This window comes from Pseudomonas sp. LBUM1670 (assembly GCF_059695695.1).
On sequence record NZ_CP166783.1, the window covers coordinates 1,823,278 to 1,844,039 of the forward strand.

The following is a 20,762-nucleotide window of genomic DNA, read 5'->3' on the forward strand; positions in this document are numbered from 1 at the left end:
TCATCATGATGGGTAATCGTCATTCATACTTCTTTTAGCGGCTCTTATGCGCGATTTTGATAGACCAGGCATTGTTCATTCATTTGTGGCCAATAAAACGGGTCGTGATTTCGTAGTAGGCGATATCCATGGTCATTTTGATCTACTACATGCTCTCATGACACGTGTCCGGTTTGATTACAATAGTGATCGATTGTACGCAGTCGGTGATGTCATTGATCGTGGTGCGCAGTCCCAACAGGTTGTTGGATGGTTAACAAAGCGCTGGTTTCATAGCGTACGTGGTAACCACGAACAAATGATTATTGATTGCACAGACGGTGATGGAGATATCCCGAGGCACTCTCGAAATGGCGGTGCATGGTTTTACTCTCTGTCGGCTACGGCACAGGCAAGTATCGCTACTGCATTACGAGAGCTTCCTTTGGCCATGGAATTGGAGCTGTCGAACGGGAATAGGGTGGGCATCATCCACGCCGAAGCACCGCTGTTGAATGCCAGTGATGACTGGCAGCAAGGCATGGCTGCTCTCACAGGCCAACGTGGTCAAGATGCCCTTCATGCGGCTAAAAATTTGGCCTTGTACGCTCGAATGAAATTTGACAATCGAGACGATGCGATCACCAACGGAATAGAAACTCTATACGTTGGTCATACGACGGTCCCCACGATTACGCGTCTTGGGAATACTGTTTACATGGACACTGGATGTTCCTTTTCGGATGGAGCGCTAAGTATCCTTGAACTAGACACCGGCTCAGTGACCACCATGGCCTGATCACTGTAGTTTGAAAATAATTAATTGAACAACATGCAACACCGGACATCAACGATCTCAGCTTCGACGAACGCCTCGGCCTGATGGTCGACCGCGAGCTAACCGAGCGTGAAGACGCTCGCCGGGCCACTCGCCTCAAAGACGCACGACAGCGCCATAACGCCTGCCTGGAAGACATCATGCTCGGGAAGTTAGTGGATGATCTCGATGCGCGGTAGATCGGCGGGCAGAGGCTTGCGTTTGCCGCTTGGTTGGCGCAACGACCTCTTTCTCTGCTGCTTCGGCGAGGGGCTCGGCGACGCTCTCCGCTTCATTGAAAAGGGTCAATTGCGGCGTTGCCGGATCAGCCGATTGTCCGGACTTGCGTCCGAACAAACACTGGCTTTGAATGTGGGTTCATGGAGCGCTTACGATTGTTTCACATCCTGCAACAGACACATTTTTGACAGTTTCAAGACATTGTCTAAATTTGGGTTACAGCTTCGGAAAAGCTGTTTCCCAATCGATGTCATGGAGCTTCATCTATGCGTACTGGCTACTTCAACTCTCTGGTTTTTGCCCTGCTCACCAGCACCTCTATTGCCGCAATTGCTGCCCCAACGGTCAAGCCCGAGGTCAGCAATGCACCACATACCATGGAGGCTGCACCTAAGATCCAATCTGACAAAGTCGATTTGAACCAGGCCGACGCTCCGACTCTGCAGCGTGAGTTGGCGGGAGTGGGGGAGGCGAAAGCCAAGGCTATTGTTGCTTATCGAGATAGCAATGGACCTTTCGCATCGATAGACGAGTTGTTGGAAGTAAAAGGGATCGGGAAGGCAATATTGGATAAAAATCGCGAGAAAATTGAAGCGAACTAAGCAACATGGCGTGATAGGGGGCCGGCATTTGCCGGCCTTCTATCGGATAGAATATCCAGGTACCCTTTACAGCAATCGAAAAGCACGTCGACTCAAAGCTAGCGCAACGCCTAGAGATAGACCAAGTAAAAGACCGAGCCCGGCGATTAGGGTTTTCCTTGGCTTAACAGGTGACTGAGGTTCAGCCGCAGGTTTGTCAATACGTACCAACTCAAGTTGATCAAAATTGATTGTCAAACTTTTCAATCGTGCGAGATCTGCACGGCTATCCACAAAGCCTTTGACAAACAATTCTTGATTTTCACGCTCTTTCAGAGCGCCCGCCTCGCGGTTGGTAGCCAGAAGGCTGAGCTCTTTCTGAATTTGATCAATGCGTGGCTCGGTGAAATCATCCGAGCGACGAGAAACTAAAGTTGAGCGTTCCGCTTCAAGAGCTAACTGTCCCATGAAATAAAGCGGAATTTGCTGGTTATTAACTTCGGTACGAACCGTGTTGCCTTCTCGATTACTACCCACTTCGGCTAATGAGGAGGGGGTGGAAGGTTTTGTAATACCGAGTTGTTTTGCAATCCCTATAGCCTCATCAAGTTCCTTGATACGGTTTTGCTTTCGGGTTTGCAGTTGCTGGCGCAATGCTTTCAGTTCGTCTTGAAGCCTCTGCTTTTTGATTTCATCCTTCTCAAGAAGGCGAGCTATGTCTGCGCTCGTATTAGCTTCATAGGCCGCTTTCTGGGAGTCGAAATTTTTCTCTATTCTGTCGATCCGGTTGGCAATCAAGGTCTTCAGGTTGGATTCGATTTTATCTTTTTCACTTGAGACCACAAACGTTGTGAAGTCATTCACGATACCCACACCATCAATATCCTTCGGATATCTTAAAGTCAGATCAATGGAATCTGAAAGGCGTACGTTCTTTTTTGAGTCATTCTGCGTTATGGACAAAGCACTGTTAAGCGACTCAAACGCCTTCTCTATCGAACTGCCCGGTGCACGGACTGGCTCCAGATATTGCGGGTAAGCCGTGAAAAACTTCAATCTGACATCATAAGACTCCATGGCGGAGCCGATTCGCTGTAACGCTTCCAGAGGACTTATTTTGTAGAGACCGGACTCATTGAGCTCATCGAGATCAGTAAATCCTACTGGCCTGATGGATGTGCTGATTTCATATTCTGGTGTGACAAGCGATGCATAGGTAAGCGCAGCAGCAAATCCAATACCAGTAAACAGTAGAACGACAGCTCGCTGCTTCCAGATGCTTTTTACTATTTCCCTTATTTCAATTACGTCGAGTCTATGGTCATGCATTATGTTGGCTGGAGTATTCATTGCTCGCTCAAACGTGATAGGCACTGTATCCAAACGTGCCTGGAGAATAGTCGTACTATTTGGTTGAGATATACATCGACTTACATTTTCATTTTTGCGCATTGAGCGACCCACTGCAAGATAGGAAGGGTTTTAATCTCTTGCGATAGACACCTCCGTTAAAATCTCAGACCCCTAGGGTTGCCATTTTTATGACACAAGCATTACCTCTAACCTTGTGTAGCAAAACTCACGTTAAAACGTTCTCGAGTGCACGCGTCGACTATGCTCATTCGGAGAGTTTTTTGGGTGCAGGTTGGCCTACAAGAGGTGGGCATCGCGAAGGATGGATGTTGATTGGCCGCGGTAAGAACGATGAGGAATTCGCCATTTATCGGAATAGAAAATTACGCATATAATATTTAAATTAAATTGTGCCTATAATCTATGTTCACCTCACGATCCGCAGGCGTCGGGCGTACAGGTTATTCCAACCATCCCAGGAGCACTGTCATGAATTCCGTACAAACCCAAGGCACAGCCCTCGTCACCGGGGCTTCAGCTGGCATCGGCGCTGTTTACGCCGAACGGTTGGCTGCACGCGGTTTTGATTTGGTGCTGGTCGCTCGTGACGAGCAACGTCTGGAAGCCGCAGCGACCAAGCTGCGCGCCGAGCACGGCGTTCAGGTCGAGGTGCTCAAGGCGGATCTGACGCAAAAGGATGAGGTCCTGAAGCTTGAACAGCGCCTTCGCAGCGATTCGAGTATCAGCCTGTTGCTGAACAACGCCGGTGTCGCTGCGGATGGCTTGCTGGCCAACGCCGATATGGAGCAGTTGGAGCGATTGATTCAACTCAATGTGACAACGGTCACGCGCTTGGCATCGGCGGCGGCCGCCAGTTTTGCCAAGGCTGGTCGGGGTACGATCATCAACATCGCCTCGGTGGTGGCGCTATTTCCCGAGCGCTTCAACGCAACGTACAGCGCCAGTAAGGCTTATGTGTTAAGCCTGACTCAGTCATTGAACGCCGAGCTCAATGGCACCGGTGTCAAAGTACAAGCCGTGTTGCCTGGCGTAACACGCACCGAAATCTGGGAGCGCTCCGGTATCGACGCCAGCCAGATACCCGCGGAGATGGTGATGGAAGCGGATGAAATGGTTGATGCAGCACTTTCGGGTCTGGACCAGGGCGAGCTGGTTACTATTCCTTCGTTACCGGAGGCAGCCGACTGGGATGCCTTTGTGGCGGCGCGACACGTGATGGCGCCAAACCTTTCCAAAAGCAAAGCCGCTGCGCGTTACAAATAACACACCAGGAATCGGCATGAGGACATTGCGGTATGAGTAATCGTCGAGTGGTTGTAACGGGCATGGGGCTGGTGTCGCCGCTGGGTAGTGGTGTCGAAGCGGTCTGGGCGCGTCTGTTGTCCGGACGTTCCGGTTTGCGCAATTTGCCGGACGAAGTAGTGGCCGATCTGCCGGCCAAGGTCGGCGGTGCAGTGCCGACGCTGGCCGATGACGCCGAGGCGGGTTTTGATCCGGACCGGGCCACGCCACCCAAAGAACAGAAGAAGATGGACCGCTTCATATTGTTCGCCATGGAAGCGGCGCGCCAGGCGCTCGAGCAAGCCGGTTGGCAGGCGCAAACCGCTGATGCTCAGGAGCGCACGGCCACCATCATCGGCTCCGGCGTCGGCGGTTTCGGCGCGATTGCCGATGCGGTGCGCACCACGGACAGTCGTGGCCCACGGCGTTTGTCGCCATTCACCATTCCTTCTTTTCTGGTCAACCTGGCCGCAGGCCATGTGTCGATCCAGCATGGTTTCAAGGGTCCTCTGGGTGCTCCGGTAACGGCGTGTGCGGCCGGGGTTCAGGCGATTGGCGATGCGGCGCGGCTGATTCGGAGCGGCGAGGCGGATATTGCGGTGTGTGGCGGAGCGGAAGCGGCGATCGATCGCGTCAGCCTCGCCGGGTTCGCCGCTGCTCGCGCCTTGTCCAGCGGGTTCAACGACACCCCGGAACGTGCTTCGCGCCCGTTCGACCGTGATCGCGATGGCTTCGTCATGGGCGAGGGCGCAGGTCTTCTGGTGATCGAATCCCTGGAACATGCTCTGGCTCGTGGCGCGCAACCGCTGGCGGAACTGGTCGGTTACGGCACCAGTGCCGACGCCTATCACCTGACCGCTGGCCCCGAGGATGGCAGTGGTGCGCGACGGGCGATGTCACTGGCGTTGGCTCAGGCGGGTATTTCACCGGCGCAGGTACAACATCTCAACGCTCACGCCACCTCAACACCGGTCGGCGATCTGGGGGAGCTGGCGGCGATCAAGTCGTTGTTTGGCACGGAAAACCGGATTGCAGTGACCTCGACCAAATCGGCTACCGGGCATTTGCTCGGCGCAGCGGGCGGGATCGAGGCGATCTTCACCCTGTTGGCGATTCGCGATCAGGTTGTGCCGGCCACTCTCAATTTCGATAACCCGGACCCGGCCACACAAGGTGTGGATATCGTTCACGGCAAGGCGCGACCGATGGCCATCGAATACGCGCTGTCCAACGGCTTCGGCTTTGGCGGGGTCAACGCCAGTGTATTGTTCAAACGCTGGCAGGGTTAATCCCGGGGTTGTTTGAGAAATTCGCGTGTGACGTCGAGAATCCGCTGAGCCAGCTCGGGGCTTTCGACACTGCGCGACAGCATCAACGCCCCGACCAGCGCAGACATGATGAAAATGCTCTGGTCGGCGGCGTCCTCGCCTTCAAGTGTGCCTTGTATTTGTTCGAGCCTCGCGTTGAGCACCACATCCGAAGTCGGACTTGGCTGTCCACGCAAGCCGAGCTCCGATGACATGGTTGGCAGCGGACACCCTTCATCGGGCGAAGTCTGGTGCCAGTCGGACAAATAGGTGTCGATGAACGCCTCCAGCGGGTGCTCCTGGGCGAACAGCTCGGCGCAGACAACGTCGCATTGCTCGCCAGCAGCCTGCAGGGCTTTTTCTACCAGTTCATCCTTGGATTTGAAATGCGAGTAGAAGCCACCGTGAGTCAAACCCAGCGCTTTCATCAGAGGTTGCAGGCCGGTCGCGCCAATACCGTCGCGGCGAAATCGCGCTGAAGCTTCCTTGATGATGCGTTGATGGGTCTGGGCTTTATGGTCCTGCGTGTAACGCATCTTGAATCTCCGCAACAATGCGCCATCTTAACCAATGAAAATGGGATGGTGACTGTACTTCAACTTCTAAAAAGCATGCAGATGCGTCCAACGCCGTCATGGCTCATTGAATGAGCTGGCACGGATAGTGATTACTCATTCGCTGACGATTGTTGAACAATCAGGAGGCGATGAGTATGAACAGCGGACTGTCTCTGGCCGATCACATCACATTGGAGTTGCGTGCCGACATCATTGGCGGCCGCTTGCTCCCCGGCATGGCGTTGGTGGAAAACGATCTGGTCTCGGCCTACAACGCTTCCCGCAACACGATTCGCGAAGCCTTGCATCGTTTGGGGCAGGAAGGTCTGACCCGTTATGTGCGCAATAAAGGCGTGATGGTGCGCAGGCTGGGAGCGGAGGATGTGCGTGACCTGTTCAACGTGCGTCGCACCCTCGAATTGCAAGCCATCAGCGCGAGTCAGCCATTGCGCAACTATCAGTCCGACCGGATGCTGGAAGCGCTGGAAGCCACCGAGCTGGCCCGTGAGCGCGAGGACTGGCGCGCCGTCGGCACTCACAGTCTGGCGTTTCATCAACACATCGTCGGGTTGCTGCGCAGTCCGTTGTTCGATGAGTTCTTCACCAATGTCGTCGCGCAACTGCGCCTGGTGTTTTGCACCGCTCCCGATGAATCAAGGTTTCAGGCGCCCTGGCTGGCGCGCGACCGGCAGATCCATGAGCTGCTCGCCGAAGGCGACAAGCGCGCCGCCGAAGATGCCATGAGCCTTTATCTCGACGACTCCGAACAGTTCCTGTTGCAAATGCTTGCCCCAAACTCCCATCACTGATCGAGGATTTGTGCCATGTACAAAGACTATCCGGCGGCTTATCAAGTCAGCAAAGGCTCGGCCTTGCAGGTGGATAAAGCCTTCTACGAAAAGATCCGGGATACGAAGGAGGGGCGCACGCTGATCGAGCAGTTCGAAGTGCCGATCCGCACCGGCCGCGCCTGGAAAGTTCCGGCCGGGCACGTGTTTCGCGTGACCACGCCGGTGGGTCCGCAAGTGGGAGATTTCAACGTCTGGAATGCCAACGATCCGCGTGAACGCTTGTGGGCGGCGCGAACCCGGCAGTTGCAGGGCGCGCACGTCAGCACCCATGACCGGCTCTGGTCGAACCTGCCTTTTTTACGCCCGCTGGTGACGATCACCGATGACAGCCTGGCCGGTTACGGCATCGACGAACATGGCGGTCGCCTGCACGATTTGCTCGGCACTCGCTGCGATCCCTATGTGAACAAAATGCTCACCGGCGAAGACTTCCATCATCACTGCCACTCCAACCTGACGCGCGCCGTGTTGCCCCATGGCCTGACCGAATTCGACGTGCATGACGTGCTGAACATTTTCCAGTGCACGGGCCTCAACCACGACGACATGTACTTCATGAAAGCCTGTCCGGCGCAGAAGGGCGATTACCTGGAGTTCTTTGCCGAGATTGACTTGTTGTGCGCGCTGTCGACCTGTCCGGGCGGTGATCTGTCGCTGGCCATGTGGGGGCCGGATGCGCAGGACCCGCTTAGCGTGTGTCGCCCGTTAGGGGTGGAGATTTACACGTTGGAGGATTCGTTGCTTGAAGGCTGGAGCCAGCCGGAACGTGCGGCCTACAAAGGGCTGCATGGCTTGCACATTGCCAAGGCCGAATGGGAGAAATAAACCCATGCCCTTATGGAGCTCGCTCGCGAAGAACGTTAACGATAACGCGCGCTTCCTGACCAAACGCGGCGCCCTCAGGTGCATCGCGAGCAAGCTCGCTCCTACAAAAACAAACCCCGCTCATAACAGCGGGGTTTTTGATCTAGCGGTCCTGCGCATCCTTGGCATCCGCTTCCGCGTTGCGTTCAGCGACGCGCTTACGTTGCTCTTCGGTCAGTTCAACTTTGTTGGCGGTGTCGCGCAACATCATCAAACCGCCCACGATCGAACCGATTGCAACGACCAGAATCAACCAGGCATACCAGGGCATAGGGGCTCTCCTTGAGGGCAGGCCGGTTGACGGGTTTCGCCAACCGATCGTGCATACCACTTTGAGCGAATCAATTTCGCAGTGGTTCCATTCTATGCCTGATATGCGCGCAGCACGGCGACTGTTTAGAGCCCGGTCAGCATCGCATCCGCCGGCGCATCGGCACGCAGTTGCGCAGTCAGCATGAAGTACACGAAACCCGCCGCCATGAAGCCGAGAAAAATCAACCCGATCAGCGCGTTGAACCAGGCCATTGCCACCAGGCATACCACCGCCAGCAACAATGCAATGAACGGCACCAACGGGTAGCACGGCGCGCGGAACGTACGCTCCAGGTTCGGTTCGGTTTTACGCAGTTTGAACAGGCTGAGCATGCTCATGATGTACATCACGATGGCGCCGAACACCGCCATGGTGATCATTGCCGCCGTCAGCGTCATGCCGCCCAGGTTGATCAAGCCGTCGCTGTAGATCGCGGCGATGCCGATGACACCGCCGGCGATGATGGCCCGGTGTGGCGTCTGGAAGCGCGAGAGTTTGGCCAGCGACGCCGGCAGATAACCGGCACGGGCGAGGGCGAAGAACTGCCGCGAGTAGCCGAGGATGATTCCGTGGAAACTCGCCACCAGGCCGAACAGGCCGATCCACACCAGCATGTGCAACCAGCCAGAGCTTTCGCCGACCACGGTTTTCATCGCTTGTGGCAGCGGGTCGTTGATGTTCGACAGGGTGCGCCAGTCGCCGACGCCGCCAGCAAGGAACATCACACCCATCGCCAATAACACCAGGGTCAGAATGCCGCTGATGTACGCCTTGGGGATCGTGCGTTTCGGATCCTTGGCTTCTTCGGCCGCCATGGCGGCGCCTTCGATAGCGAGGAAGAACCAGATTGCGAACGGAATCGCCGCGAACATTCCGGCGATCGCCGGCGCCCCGAATACATCAGAACCGGCCCAGCCGTTCAGCGCGAAACTGCTGAGGCTGAACGCCGGCGCCACCACGCCCATGAACACCAGCAACTCGGCGACTGCCAGGACGCAGACCACCAGCTCGAAGGTCGCCGCCAGTTTCACCCCAAGAATGTTCAGGCCCATGAACACGATGTAGGCGCCGACCGCTGCGTGTTTCGGGTCGAGAGCCGGAAACTGCACGTTCAGGTAGGCGCCGATCGCCAGCGCGATGGCCGGTGGGGCGAAAACGAATTCGATCAGCGTCGCCAACCCGGCGATCAATCCTCCTTTCTCGCCAAAGGCGCGGCGGCTGTAGGCAAAGGGACCGCCCGCGTGGGGAATGGCGGTGGTCAGCTCGGTGAAACTGAAGATGAAGCAGGTGTACATGGTGGCGACCATGAAGGACGTCACCAGGAAACCGAGTGTGCCTGCCACGCCCCAGCCGTAACTCCAGCCGAAATACTCACCGGAAATGACTAGCCCGACCGCGATACCCCACAGGTGCAGTGTGCCCAGCGTGGGTTTGAGTTGTGTGTTCATCGTTTGCTCCCTGAACGGTTTGGAAAGCTCGGGGGAGGGCGTGTGCAGTGGGCGTGCCAGTGTTGCGATGGCCGTCGTAAAGCGTAAAAAGGTGTCGTATCGGGGATGTTCGGCGTTGGATGTATGGGTTTTATGCATCAGTTGGGGGCATTGTTGCCTGTTATGCCGCCTTCGCGAGCAAGCCCGCTCCCACATTTGGAATGCGTACCCTGTGGGAGCGGGCTTGCTCGCGAAGAGGCCAGAACAAACGCCGCATAACTTGGCTGTAACAAAGCCATAAACCCACTCTTTACGCTTTTTTTATGCCCTGCCGCACCCCTCGATCTCGTTCCTTTACAGCCTTCCTTCCGACAATGACTCCACACGCGGCAATACGCCGTAACACGGAGAACTTCCATGAGCGTTCTGGATGGGGTGTCACTGCTGCTGGCAGTGGGGCTGTTCATTTATCTGTTGGTTGCGCTGTTGCGCGCGGATCGGAACTAGGAGGGACTATGCACAGTTATGACTATTGGCTGATCCTGGCCTTCTTCGCCGTGGTGCTGATTCCGGCACCGTTTCTCGGGCGCTTCTACTACAAGGTCATGGAAGGTCAGCGCACCTGGCTGACACCGATCCTGGGACCCGTGGAGAGTGGCTGTTATCGGGTGGCCGGCGTCGATCCGCAGGCCGAACAGAGCTGGCAGAAATACACCCTGGCGTTGCTGGCTTTCAACCTTGCGGGCTTCCTGCTGTTGTTTGTGATCCTGTTGTTCCAGGACCACCTGCCGCTGAACCCGCAAAACCTGCCGGGTCAGGAGTGGACGCTGGCCTTCAACACGGCCATCAGCTTCATGACCAACACCAACTGGCAGGCCTACAGCGGTGAAGCATCGCTGAGCTACCTGAGTCAGATGGCCGGCCTCACCGTGCAGAACTTCGTCAGCGCCGCCACTGGCCTCGCTGTGCTGGTTGCGCTGTGTCGCGGTATCGGTCGCAAATCGACCAGGACTCTGGGCAACTTCTGGGTCGACATGACCCGCGCCACCCTTTACGGCCTGCTGCCGCTGTGCCTGCTGCTGGCGCTGTATCTGGTCTGGCAGGGCGTGCCACAAACCTTCGCGCACTACGTGAATGCCGTGACCATGCAGGGCGTCGATCAGGTGATCCCGCTCGGCCCGGCCGCCAGCCAGATTGCGATCAAGCAATTGGGCACCAACGGCGGCGGCTTCTTCGGCGTCAACTCGGCGCACCCGTTCGAGAACCCGACGGCGTGGACCAACCTGTTCGAGTTGGCTTCGATCATCCTGATCCCGGTCGCGCTGGTGTTCACCTTCGGCCACTACGTGAAGGATCTGCGTCAGAGCCGGGCGATTGTGGCCTGCATGTTCGCGCTGTTCCTGATCGGCGGCGCCACCTCGCTGTGGGCTGAATACCAACCGAACCCTGCCCTGAACAACGTCGCCGTCGAACAGACCGCGCCGCTGGAAGGCAAGGAAGCGCGTTTCGGCACCACGGCCACGGTGTTGTGGTCGGTGACGACCACCGCCGCCTCCAACGGTTCGATCAACGCCATGCACGACAGCCTCAATCCGCTGACCGGCATGGTCGCGATGGTCAACATGATGGTCGGCGAAGTGATCTTCGGCGGCGTCGGTGCCGGGCTCTACGGCATGTTGCTCAACGTGCTGATCGCGGTGTTCCTCGCCGGCCTGATGATCGGGCGCACGCCGGAATACCTCGGCAAGAAACTGCAAGCCAAGGAAGTGCAACTGCTGGTAGTGACCTTGCTGGTGATGCCGATCGGCGTGCTGGTGCTTGGCGCGATTGCCGCGAGCCTGCCGGGTCCGGTCGCGGCGGTGAGCAACCCTGGCGCTCACGGTTTCAGTCAGTTGCTTTACGCCTACACCTCGGCCAGTGCCAACAACGGTTCGGCGTTCGGCGGCTTCGGTGCCAACACCGCGTTCCACAACCTGATGCTCGGCCTTGGCATGTTGATCGGTCGCTTCGGTTACATCCTTCCGGTGCTGGCTCTGGCCGGTAGCCTGGCCATGAAGAAAACCGCACCGATTGGCCAGAACAGCTTCCCGACCCACGGTCCGTTGTTCGTGACCCTGTTGACCGTGACCATTTTGCTGGTGGGTGGTTTGACCTTCCTGCCGACGCTGGCGCTGGGTCCTATTGCTGAACATTTGAGCATGGGCTTCTGAGGACTAGATGATGAATATGCCCGTAACTAAAACCGCCACCGTCAAGGCGCCGGAACAACCGAAAACAGCGATCTCGGCCCTGTGGCGTCCGGCGCTGGTGCAAGCCTTCGTCAAGCTCGACCCACGGCAATTGCAGCGTGCGCCGGTGATGCTGGTGGTCGAACTGACCGCCGTGCTGACCACCGTGTTGTGCTTCATTCCCGATAGCGCCGTGCCAACCTTCGTCGCCGCGCAAATCGCGCTGTGGCTGTGGTTCACCGTGCTCTTTGCCAACTTCGCCGAAGCCTTGGCCGAAGGTCGCGGCAAGGCCCGCGCCGACAGCCTCAAGGCCGGTAGCGAAGGCTTGAGCGCCCGGCGCAAAACCAGCAACGGCGCCTTTCAAGTGGTGCCGGCCACCAGCCTGCGCAAGGGCGATGTGGTGCGTGTCGAAGCCGGGGAAATGATCCCCGGTGACGGCGAAGTCATCGAAGGCATCGCGGCGGTCAACGAAGCGGCGATTACCGGTGAATCCGCGCCGGTGATCCGCGAATCCGGCGGCGACCGTTCGGCCGTCACCGGCAACACCCGCCTGGTCTCCGACTGGCTGCTGGTGCGCATCACCGCCAACCCCGGTGAGTCGACCCTCGACCGCATGATCGCGCTGGTCGAAGGCGCCAAACGCCAGAAGACCCCGAACGAAGTGGCGCTCGACATCCTGCTGATCGGCCTGACGCTGATCTTCCTGCTGGTGGTCGTCACCCTGCAACCGTTCGCCCACTTCGCCAACGGCAGCCTGCCGCTGGTGTTCCTGGTGGCGCTATTGGTCACGCTGATTCCGACCACCATCGGCGGTTTGCTCTCGGCCATCGGTATCGCCGGTATGGACCGTCTGGTGCGCCTGAACGTGATCGCCAAATCGGGCCGCGCCGTGGAAGCGGCGGGGGACGTGCATGTCCTGCTGCTGGACAAGACCGGCACCATCACTTTCGGTAACCGTCGCTGCACTGCGGTGTATGCCGCGCCAGGTGTGAATGCCAAGGAACTGGCCGAAGGCGCGCTGTTCGCCTCGCTGGCCGATGACACGGCGGAAGGCAAGTCCATCGTCGAGTACTTGCGCGGTCTGCATCCGCAGCCAGAGCCAAGCACCGAACTGCTGACTGCCGTGCCGTTCAGTGCCGAGACTCGCCTGTCCGGTGTTGACTACCAAGGGCGTGTGTACCGCAAGGGCGCAGTGGATTCGTTGCTGGCGTTCGTCGGCCTGAAACGCGCTGATCTCGCACCCACCCTGTCCCGTGAAATCGACAAGATTGCCCAAAGCGGCGGTACGCCGTTGCTGGTCTGCGCCGACGGCAAACTGCTCGGTGCGATTCACCTCAAGGACGTGGTCAAGCCCGGCATCCGCGAACGTTTTGCCGAGCTGCGCAAGTTGGGCATCCGCACCGTCATGGTGACCGGCGACAACCCGCTGACCGCAGCAGCCATTGCGGCCGAAGCGGGCGTCGACGACGTGCTGGCCGAAGCCACACCGGAGAAAAAACTGGCGCGTATTCGTCACGAGCAGAACGACGGTCGTCTGGTCGCGATGTGCGGCGACGGCGCCAACGACGCCCCGGCCCTGGCCCAGGCAGACGTCGGCATGGCGATGAACGACGGCACCCAGGCGGCGCGCGAGGCGGCGAACATGGTCGACCTCGATAGCGATCCGACCAAGTTGCTGGACGTGGTGCAGATCGGCAAGGAATTGCTGGTGACCCGCGGTGCGCTGACGACCTTTTCCATCGCCAACGACGTGGCCAAATACTTCGCGATCCTGCCAGCGCTGTTCGCCTCGATCTACCCGCAACTGGGTGTGCTCAACGTGATGCATTTGAGCAGTCCGCAGAGCGCGATTCTGTCGGCGATCGTGTTCAACGCCTTGATCATTGTGGTGCTGATTCCTCTGGCATTGCGCGGCGTGCGGGTGCAGGCAGCGAGTGCGGCGGCGTTGCTGCGTCGCAATCTGCTGATCTATGGATTGGGCGGGATTCTGGTGCCGTTTGTGGGCATCAAGGCGATCGACATGCTGTTGACGGCGTTGCATCTGGTTTGATTGTTGATGGGCGGGTGGAGGCTGCTTTTGTGGCGAGGGAGCTTGCTCCCGCTGGGCTGCGAAGCAGCCCCACCCTGGGCACTGTGTTTATTCAGGCACACCGCATTGACCGGTTTTACGACTGCTGCGCAGCCGAGCGGGAGCAAGCTCCCTCGCCACAGGTGATGTGTGTGCCTCTCACTGATTCGAGGATTTTGAAATGTCCACAATGATACGTCCGGCCCTGAGCCTGCTGGTCCTGATGACCTTGATCACCGGCGTTGCTTACCCCCTGGTGGTCACCGGCGTTGCCCAGGTCGCGTTCCCGGATCAAGCCAACGGCAGCCTCGTACATGATGCCGACGGCAAGGTCCGTGGATCGTCGCTGATTGCCCAGGATTTCGTCGGCGACGCCTGGTTCCATCCACGGCCATCCGCCGGTGCTTTCGCCACGGTGTCGAGCAGCGCCAGTAACCTTTCGCCGAGCAACCCGGCGCTGGCCACTCGGGTGATCGACGATGCCAATAAACTGCTGGTGCCGGGGCAGGGCCCAGTGCCATTGGCGCTGGTCACCACCTCCGGCAGTGGCCTCGATCCGCACTTGCCACCGGCCGCGATTGCCTATCAACTGGCGCGAGTTGCAGCGGCGCGGAATGTGCCGGTGTCTACGCTTCAGCAATTGATGAATGCGCACATCGAGCAGCCGTTGGTAGGACCGCCGGTGGTTAATGTGCTGGCGCTGAATATGGCGCTGGAAAAGCTGTAATTCGGTGGCGCGGCCATTCGCGAGCAAGCCCGCTCCCACATTTCCTTCAGTGGTCACAAATAATGTGCACGACATCCATCTAATGTGGGAGCGGGCTTGCTCGCGAAGACGGCGGCACAATCACCACATCAACATCTGAAAAAAGAGATCCCCAAGCATGAGTGACTCCGGCCGCGCCGACGCGCTGTTAGCAGACCTGCCCCGCGACGGCCGTGGCCGGCTCAAGGTTTTCCTCGGCGCCGCACCCGGTGTCGGCAAGACGTACGCCATGCTGCAAGCCGCTCACACACAACTGCGTCAAGGCGTAAAACTCATCGCTGGCGTCGTCGAAACCCATGGCCGCGCCGAGACCGAAGCGCTGCTCGGCGGCTTGCCGCAGCAACCCCTGGTGCGCTCGGAATACCGTGGCGTGATCCTCGAAGAAATGGACCTCGACGGCGTACTCGCCGCCAAACCGAAACTGGTGCTGGTGGACGAACTGGCCCACACCAACGCACCGGGCAGTCGTCACACCAAACGTTGGCAAGACATTCAGGAACTGCTCGCCGCCGGCATTGATGTGTACACCACGGTCAATGTCCAGCACCTGGAGAGCCTCAACGATCAGGTGCGCGGTATCACCGGCGTGCAGGTCCGCGAAACCCTGCCGGACTGGGTTCTGCAAGAAGCCTACGAATTGATGTTGGTCGACTTGCCCCCACGTGAGCTGCTTGAGCGTCTGCGTGACGGCAAGGTCTATGTGCCGGAGCAGGCGCGGGCGGCCATCGATGCGTACTTCTCCCAGACTAACCTCACCGCCCTGCGTGAACTGGCGATGCAAGCCGCTGCGGCTCAGGTCGATAACGATCTGGCCCAGGGTTATCGTCAACTCGGTCAGGCCGCACCCGCCGTGCGCGGTCGACTGCTGGTCGGCGTCGATGGCGATGCGCAGGCCGAACGTCTGGTGCGTCACGCCAGTCGCGTCGCCCAGCGTCGGCATCTGCCGTGGAGCCTGGTGCATGTGGACAACGGCAGCGTGCGTGATGAGCAATCACGCCTGCGTCTGCAAAGTGCCCAGCAACTGGCCGAACGCCTCGGCGGCGAAGTGGTGTTGCTGCGGGCCGGCGAGGTGGCGAAAACCTTGATTCAGCATGCCGCCGAACGACGCGCCAGCCTGGTACTGGTCGGCCAGACCCGGCAGCGATTGCGCCGTCGGCTGTTCGGGGGCGGCTTGGCGGCGCGTTTGTTGCGCCATGCGCGCGGACTGGAAATCAACGTCCTCGACAGCGATCACGAACAGCATCAGCCACGCCAGCGTTCGGAGCAGTCGCTGGTGCGGTTCGACTACGGGCTGGCCGTTGTCGCTACGATTTTGGCCAGTGTACTGGCCTGGGCCGTGTCGAGTGTTTTGCCGCTACCGAACATCTCACTGGTGTTCCTCGCTGCCGTGTTGCTGGTGGCAGTGCGCAGCAGTCTCGGCCCCGCGCTGGCCTGCGCGGGGCTGTCGTTTCTGACCTATGATTTTCTGTTTATCCCGCCAACCTTCTCCTTCAGCATTCAGCGCGAAGAAGATGTGCTGACCTTGCTGTTCTTCCTGCTGATGGCGGCGCTCACCGGCAACCTCGCGGCACGCCAGCGCCGGCAATTGCAGGCGCTGCGCGACACCCAGGAAGAGACAACCGAACTGCTCGACCTGTCGCGCAAACTGACTGCTGCCACGGACCGTCAGGCCGTGATAAATGCCGCCGCTCAACACCTCGAAGGCTGGAGCGATCTGCAATTGTGCTTGCTCAATCGCGACGGCCAGGGCGGCTGGAAAGTCGAAACCGGTGGCCCGCTGCAGTTTTCCGAAGCCGAACGCGCTGCCGCCGACTGGGCCTGGCAACACGATCAACCGGCGGGCGCGGGCACTGGCACGCTGCCGTTCGGGCGTTGGTGGTGGTGGCCGCTGTCCGTGGAAGACGGGCCGCTGGCACTGCTCGGCGTCTGTGCCAAAGAGGGTCAAACCTTGAGCGGCCAGCGTCGACGTCTGCTGACCGCGCTGAGTCAGCCGCTGGCCCAGGCCCTGGCTCGTGCGCAACTGGCCGAAGACCTGGAAGCGGCGCGGCTGCACGGCGAAACCGAGCAACTGCGCAGCGCCTTGCTGGCTTCGGTGTCCCACGATTTGCGCACACCGCTGACGTCCATGCGCGGCAGCATCGACAGCCTGTTGGCCCTCGGCGAGGCGATCCCGCTGGAGGACCGCCGTGAACTGCTCGAAGGTACCCGCGATGAGGCCGAGCGCCTTGATCGCTACATCCAGAATCTGCTGGACATGACCCGCCTCGGTCACGGCGCACTGAAGCTGGCGCGGGACTGGGTGTCGCCGGCCGACATCGTTGGCAGTTCGCTCAATCGCCTGCGCGCAGTGCTGGCGCCGTTGCAGGTCAGCACCGATGTGCCTCTGAAGCTGCCGCTGCTCTACGTTCACGCCGCGCTGATCGAACAGGCGCTGGTCAACGTGCTGGAAAACGCCGCGCGGTTCTCACCGGTTCATGGGCGTTTGCAATTACGCGCCGGAGCGGATGATAACGAGCTGTTCTTCTCGGTGAGCGATGAAGGACCGGGGATTCCCATCGATGAGCGGGCGAAGATTTTCGACATGTTCTACACCGCCGCGCGCGGTGATCGTGGCGGGCAGGGCACCGGGCTGGGGCTGGCGATCTGTCAGGGCATGGTCGGTGCACACGGCGGGCGAATCAGCGTCGGCGACGGTATTGAAGGGCGTGGCACTTGCATCACACTTCACCTGCCATTGCAGGAACAGCCTGCGTTTGAAAGTGAACGCTGACAGTGAAGCCTGATACCCTTTGGATCTCTCCATGCTGCGATCAGAAACCATGAGCCAGACCGCGACCATTTTGGTCATCGACGACGAACCGCAGATCCGCAAATTCCTGCGCATCAGCCTCGCTTCCCAGGGCTACAAAGTGCTGGAGGCCGGCACCGGAACCGAAGGTCTGGCGCAAGCCGCGCTGAACAAACCCGATTTGCTGGTGCTCGACCTCGGTCTGCCGGACATGGACGGCCAGCAAGTGCTGCGCGAGTTTCGTGAATGGTCGACGGTGCCGGTGCTGGTGCTGTCGGTGCGTGCCGGCGAAGGGCAGAAGGTCGAAGCGCTGGATGGCGGTGCGAATGACTACGTGACCAAGCCGTTCGGCATTCAGGAATTTCTGGCGCGGGTGCGTGCCTTGTTGCGTCAGGCGCCGGTCGGCGAGGCGCAGCAGGCGGCGTTGACGTTTGGTCCGCTGACCGTTGACCTGGCCTATCGCCGGGTGCTGCTCGACGGCGTCGAAGTGGCGTTGACCCGCAAGGAGTACGCGGTGCTGGCGCAATTGGCGCGGCATCCTGGACGGGTGATCACCCAGCAGCAATTGCTCAAGGACATCTGGGGGCCGACCCATACCGAAGACAGTCATTACTTGCGGATTGTGGTGGGGCATTTGCGGCAGAAGCTGGCGGATGATCCGACGCAGCCGCGGTTTATCGTGACCGAGGCGGGGGTTGGGTATCGGTTGTTGAGTGAGGGTAGTCTTTAGTTCTGGGTTGTCTGATCTGGCCCCTTCGCGAGCAAGCCCGCTCCCACATTTGACCGAGTTCTCCAATTAGAAACGGTCAAATGTGGGAGCGGGCTTGCTCGCGAAGAGGCCCTCGCATTCACCCGAGAACCTCAGGAATCCCGCTCATTCTCATACCGATCCAAGGTATCCCGCGCAATCTCCCGCCCCAGCGCGATCAACTCAGGCGCTTTGTAAAACTCGAAAAACCGGCACACCCGCTTCGGCACGTTGATCAGGATATCCGGTGGATAACCGGCAATCTTGTACTGCGCCAACGACGTCTGCATCACCTCGAAACTCTGGTTAATCAAGTCCAGCAAGGACGCCGGCCCCACGTTGTCGATGATGAACGAACCCGTGGCCGATTTCGGCGCGCCATCGCGCTCAGGGGCGGCCGCCGGTTGTTGGGCTTCGGGTTCGGCGGATTCGATCCAGGGGTTGATCTCGGCCGCTTCTGCAATCAATGCTTCCTTTTCCAGCAGCAGCAATTTTTCCGCCGGTTTGCGGCGGAATGGCATTTTCGAGCCTACCGAGCTCATCAGGCTGTCGAACCGGGTCTTGAACGCGGCCGGGCGCTGGATCACCGGCAGTTGATAGTGGCGCTGGTTGGTGGAGTTGAGGTTGACCGCGATGATCAGGTCGCAATGGCTCGACACCACCGGCACGATCGGCAACGGGTTGAGGATGCCGCCGTCTACCAGCATGCGATTGCCCTGCATCACCGGCGTGAACAGGCTGGGGATGGCCGCCGAGGCGCGCATCGCCTGGTGCAGGCAACCTTCCTGAAACCAGATTTCCTGCTGGTTGGTCAGGTCGGTGGCCACCGCCGTGTAGGGGATGCGCAGGTCTTCGATATTGATCTCGCCGACGATCTTGCGGATCTGCCCGAAGACCTTCTCCCCGCGAATCGCCCCCAGTCGAAAACTGACATCCACCAGACGCAACACGTCGAGGTAATCCAGGCTCTCGATCCAGTTGCGGTACTCATCCAGTTTGCCGGCGGCATAAATCCCGCCGACTACGGCACCCATCGAACAACCGGCGATGCAGGCGATGTCGTATCCACGTCGCTCGATCTCTTCAATGACACCGATATGGGCATAGCCCCGGGCTCCACCTGAGCCCAACACCAGTGCGACACGCTTTTTCATGAATCGCCCTCGTCTGACAAGGTTCAACAATGCACCCATCGAGGGGCGCGCTTCAATCGCTAAGGTCGCTAGGCAGGGTGAAGGCGTCGTTTTTTCGACACTCCATGGCGGCGGATGGTTATTCTCGCCAGCGCTGCAGTTTCTGCGGCGGGAGCAAGGCACTTTTCACGTGCCAGACCGTCTTACCTGCACGACTGTTTACCTATTGTTGAGGTGTAATTGATGAAAGCCTGGATCTGTGTGCCCTTGATTGCGCTGGCACTCGCCGGTTGTGCCGGCAAAACCGCTTACCGCGAGAGTTGCGGTAGCCAGATCGATGCTGCGTGGCATGAGCTGGATCTGGCCAAGGCCGAAGGGTTCGCCGGGAATGTCAGCTATTCCAAGGCCCTGTCACTGCTGACCGGTGCGAAGACCCAGCAACAATTCGAAGCCTACGAGGGCTGCACCCGCAAAGCCGAAAAGGCGCGCTTCTATATTCGTGAATCCCGCGCCGGCCGTTAAACAAACCGCTAATCTGTAGGAGCCGGCTTGCTGGCGAAGGCGTCATAACGGCCACCATCGCCAACAAGCCGGCTCCTACAAATGGAGTCAATCCCATGATTAATCGGTTGGTAGCTCATGTCCTGGGCCTGGAAGTTCGCTTGTTGGCCTGTCAGGCACGTTTGAATGCCCGCACCGACCCTGAAGCGTTGCACGATCTGCGCACCACGGTTCGCCGTTTGCGCAGTCTGCTGCGGCCGTTGCGCGGCTTGCCTGGAGTCGAGCAGCTCGAAGTGGCGGCGTCCCGGGTCGGTGACCTGACCACACCGTTGCGCGATCGTGAGGTGCTGGCGGCGTATCTGCTCCAGCACGATCAACCCGAGGCGGCGCAACGACGCATGGCGCAGATGGCCGAGGCCTATCCGGCGGTCGCGGCGAGCACCGAACTGGCGCAGTTGCTGATGATTTTCGACGCCTTTCCGCGTTTTCTGCGGGCGTCCCAGCGTCAGGGGTTGCTCAAGGGACTGCGCAAACGCATTGAAAAACGCTTGGCCAAGCAATGGAAGAAACTCGATCAGGCGCTGCACGATCCGGCTCATGATCGCCATCGACTGCGCTTGTTGATCAAGCGTGTGCGTTATGGCATCGAGGCTTATCCGGAACTGGACCGTTTGCCGAAACCGGCTCTGCCGAGGCTCAAATCCGCCCAGGCTGCGTTGGGCGATTGGCACGACTGCTGGCAATGGCTGGCCCGGGCTGAACAGGACGCCGATTTGCAACCCTGCGTCGCGGTCTGGAAAACCACCATGGCCCAGGCCGAAGGCCGTGCCGACCGTGTCCTCGACAAACTCAGTGCCGCCTGCTTCAAATCCTGAAATCACCACAAATCAAAATGTGGGAGCGGGCTTGCTCGCGAAAGCGGTTTCACATCCAACATTG

General features: G+C 59.1%; 19 protein-coding genes and 2 pseudogenes. 15 read left to right on the forward strand and 6 right to left on the reverse strand.

The features are described 5' to 3' along the window. Positions 1 to 46: 46 nt before the first annotated feature. Both ACA073_RS08380 and ACA073_RS08385 read left to right on the forward strand, forming a co-directional pair. Positions 47 to 778, forward strand: a complete 732-nt coding sequence (locus ACA073_RS08380) for a metallophosphoesterase (protein ID WP_497402869.1) — start codon at positions 47 to 49, stop codon at positions 776 to 778. Between the two features lie 20 nt (positions 779 to 798). Next, positions 799 to 957 (forward strand): annotated as a pseudogene (locus ACA073_RS08385) (AAA family ATPase); the annotation flags it as partial. 15 nt (positions 958 to 972) lie between these two features. Here the strand turns inward: ACA073_RS08385 and ACA073_RS08390 are convergent. Then, a pseudogene (locus tag ACA073_RS08390) lies at positions 973 to 1,153 on the reverse strand (IS66 family transposase); the annotation flags it as partial. 149 nt (positions 1,154 to 1,302) lie between these two features. Here ACA073_RS08390 and ACA073_RS08395 point away from each other — a divergent pair. Beyond that, a complete protein-coding gene (locus ACA073_RS08395; RefSeq protein WP_497402870.1) occupies positions 1,303 to 1,638 on the forward strand; it encodes a ComEA family DNA-binding protein in 336 nt (111 codons plus the stop codon). A gap of 66 nt (positions 1,639 to 1,704) precedes the next feature. Here ACA073_RS08395 and ACA073_RS08400 read toward each other — a convergent pair whose 3' ends face one another. Continuing rightward, complete coding sequence (locus tag ACA073_RS08400) at positions 1,705 to 2,967, reverse strand: Wzz/FepE/Etk N-terminal domain-containing protein (RefSeq protein WP_497402871.1); 1,263 nt, start codon at positions 2,965 to 2,967, stop codon at positions 1,705 to 1,707. A gap of 492 nt (positions 2,968 to 3,459) precedes the next feature. Here ACA073_RS08400 and ACA073_RS08405 point away from each other — a divergent pair, with 492 nt between their 5' ends. Both ACA073_RS08405 and fabF read left to right on the forward strand, forming a co-directional pair. Then, complete coding sequence (locus ACA073_RS08405) at positions 3,460 to 4,254, forward strand: SDR family NAD(P)-dependent oxidoreductase (protein ID WP_497402872.1); 795 nt, start codon at positions 3,460 to 3,462, stop codon at positions 4,252 to 4,254. A gap of 32 nt (positions 4,255 to 4,286) precedes the next feature. Then, on the forward strand, positions 4,287 to 5,561 hold the full coding sequence (fabF, locus tag ACA073_RS08410) for a beta-ketoacyl-ACP synthase II (protein ID WP_497402873.1): 1,275 nt from the start codon (positions 4,287 to 4,289) through the stop codon (positions 5,559 to 5,561). Here fabF and ACA073_RS08415 read toward each other — a convergent pair. Continuing rightward, complete coding sequence (locus ACA073_RS08415; protein ID WP_497402874.1) at positions 5,558 to 6,115, reverse strand: TetR/AcrR family transcriptional regulator; 558 nt, start codon at positions 6,113 to 6,115, stop codon at positions 5,558 to 5,560. The genes fabF and ACA073_RS08415 overlap by 4 nt on opposite strands. Positions 6,116 to 6,291: 176 nt before the next feature. On the opposite strand from ACA073_RS08415, the gene ACA073_RS08420 reads away from it, so the two are divergent. Then, complete coding sequence (locus ACA073_RS08420) at positions 6,292 to 6,945, forward strand: GntR family transcriptional regulator (protein ID WP_497402875.1); 654 nt, start codon at positions 6,292 to 6,294, stop codon at positions 6,943 to 6,945. Between the two features lie 15 nt (positions 6,946 to 6,960). Continuing rightward, positions 6,961 to 7,812: an urea carboxylase-associated family protein gene (locus ACA073_RS08425; RefSeq protein WP_497402876.1), complete on the forward strand. Its 852-nt coding sequence runs from the start codon at positions 6,961 to 6,963 to the stop codon at positions 7,810 to 7,812. A gap of 142 nt (positions 7,813 to 7,954) precedes the next feature. Here ACA073_RS08425 and ACA073_RS08430 read toward each other — a convergent pair whose 3' ends face one another. Then, a complete protein-coding gene (locus tag ACA073_RS08430) occupies positions 7,955 to 8,122 on the reverse strand; it encodes a DUF2897 family protein (RefSeq protein ID WP_010461642.1) in 168 nt (55 codons plus the stop codon). Between the two features lie 125 nt (positions 8,123 to 8,247). Continuing rightward, the gene (gene eat / locus ACA073_RS08435) at positions 8,248 to 9,612 is read right to left on the reverse strand and encodes an ethanolamine permease (protein ID WP_497402877.1); all 1,365 of its coding nucleotides are present in this window, start codon (positions 9,610 to 9,612) and stop codon (positions 8,248 to 8,250) included. Between the two features lie 396 nt (positions 9,613 to 10,008). Between eat and kdpF the strand changes: the two genes are divergently transcribed. The 6 genes from kdpF to ACA073_RS08465 all read left to right on the forward strand — a co-directional run bounded on the left by kdpF (position 10,009) and on the right by ACA073_RS08465 (position 18,171). Continuing rightward, positions 10,009 to 10,098, forward strand: a complete 90-nt coding sequence (gene kdpF / locus ACA073_RS08440; protein ID WP_007899818.1) for a K(+)-transporting ATPase subunit F — start codon at positions 10,009 to 10,011, stop codon at positions 10,096 to 10,098. Between the two features lie 8 nt (positions 10,099 to 10,106). Beyond that, on the forward strand, positions 10,107 to 11,801 hold the full coding sequence (gene kdpA / locus ACA073_RS08445; RefSeq protein WP_497402878.1) for a potassium-transporting ATPase subunit KdpA: 1,695 nt from the start codon (positions 10,107 to 10,109) through the stop codon (positions 11,799 to 11,801). A 10-nt stretch (positions 11,802 to 11,811) separates the two neighbouring features. Further along, entirely contained in the window at positions 11,812 to 13,869 is a 2,058-nt protein-coding gene (gene kdpB, locus ACA073_RS08450) for a potassium-transporting ATPase subunit KdpB (RefSeq protein WP_497402879.1), read from the forward strand. A gap of 199 nt (positions 13,870 to 14,068) precedes the next feature. Further along, positions 14,069 to 14,614, forward strand: a complete 546-nt coding sequence (gene kdpC, locus ACA073_RS08455; protein ID WP_497402880.1) for a potassium-transporting ATPase subunit KdpC — start codon at positions 14,069 to 14,071, stop codon at positions 14,612 to 14,614. A gap of 157 nt (positions 14,615 to 14,771) precedes the next feature. Beyond that, entirely contained in the window at positions 14,772 to 17,423 is a 2,652-nt protein-coding gene (locus ACA073_RS08460) for a DUF4118 domain-containing protein (RefSeq protein ID WP_497402881.1), read from the forward strand. A 49-nt stretch (positions 17,424 to 17,472) separates the two neighbouring features. After that, entirely contained in the window at positions 17,473 to 18,171 is a 699-nt protein-coding gene (locus ACA073_RS08465; RefSeq protein WP_497404019.1) for a response regulator, read from the forward strand. A gap of 131 nt (positions 18,172 to 18,302) precedes the next feature. Here the strand turns inward: ACA073_RS08465 and ACA073_RS08470 are convergent, their stop codons facing one another. Next, the gene (locus ACA073_RS08470; protein WP_497402882.1) at positions 18,303 to 19,343 is read right to left on the reverse strand and encodes a patatin-like phospholipase family protein; all 1,041 of its coding nucleotides are present in this window, start codon (positions 19,341 to 19,343) and stop codon (positions 18,303 to 18,305) included. A 222-nt stretch (positions 19,344 to 19,565) separates the two neighbouring features. Between ACA073_RS08470 and ACA073_RS08475 the strand changes: the two genes are divergently transcribed. Continuing rightward, a complete protein-coding gene (locus ACA073_RS08475) occupies positions 19,566 to 19,844 on the forward strand; it encodes a hypothetical protein (RefSeq protein ID WP_497402883.1) in 279 nt (92 codons plus the stop codon). Positions 19,845 to 19,939: 95 nt separating this feature from the next. Beyond that, a complete protein-coding gene (locus tag ACA073_RS08480) occupies positions 19,940 to 20,698 on the forward strand; it encodes a CHAD domain-containing protein (protein WP_497402884.1) in 759 nt (252 codons plus the stop codon). Positions 20,699 to 20,762: the final 64 nt, after the last annotated feature.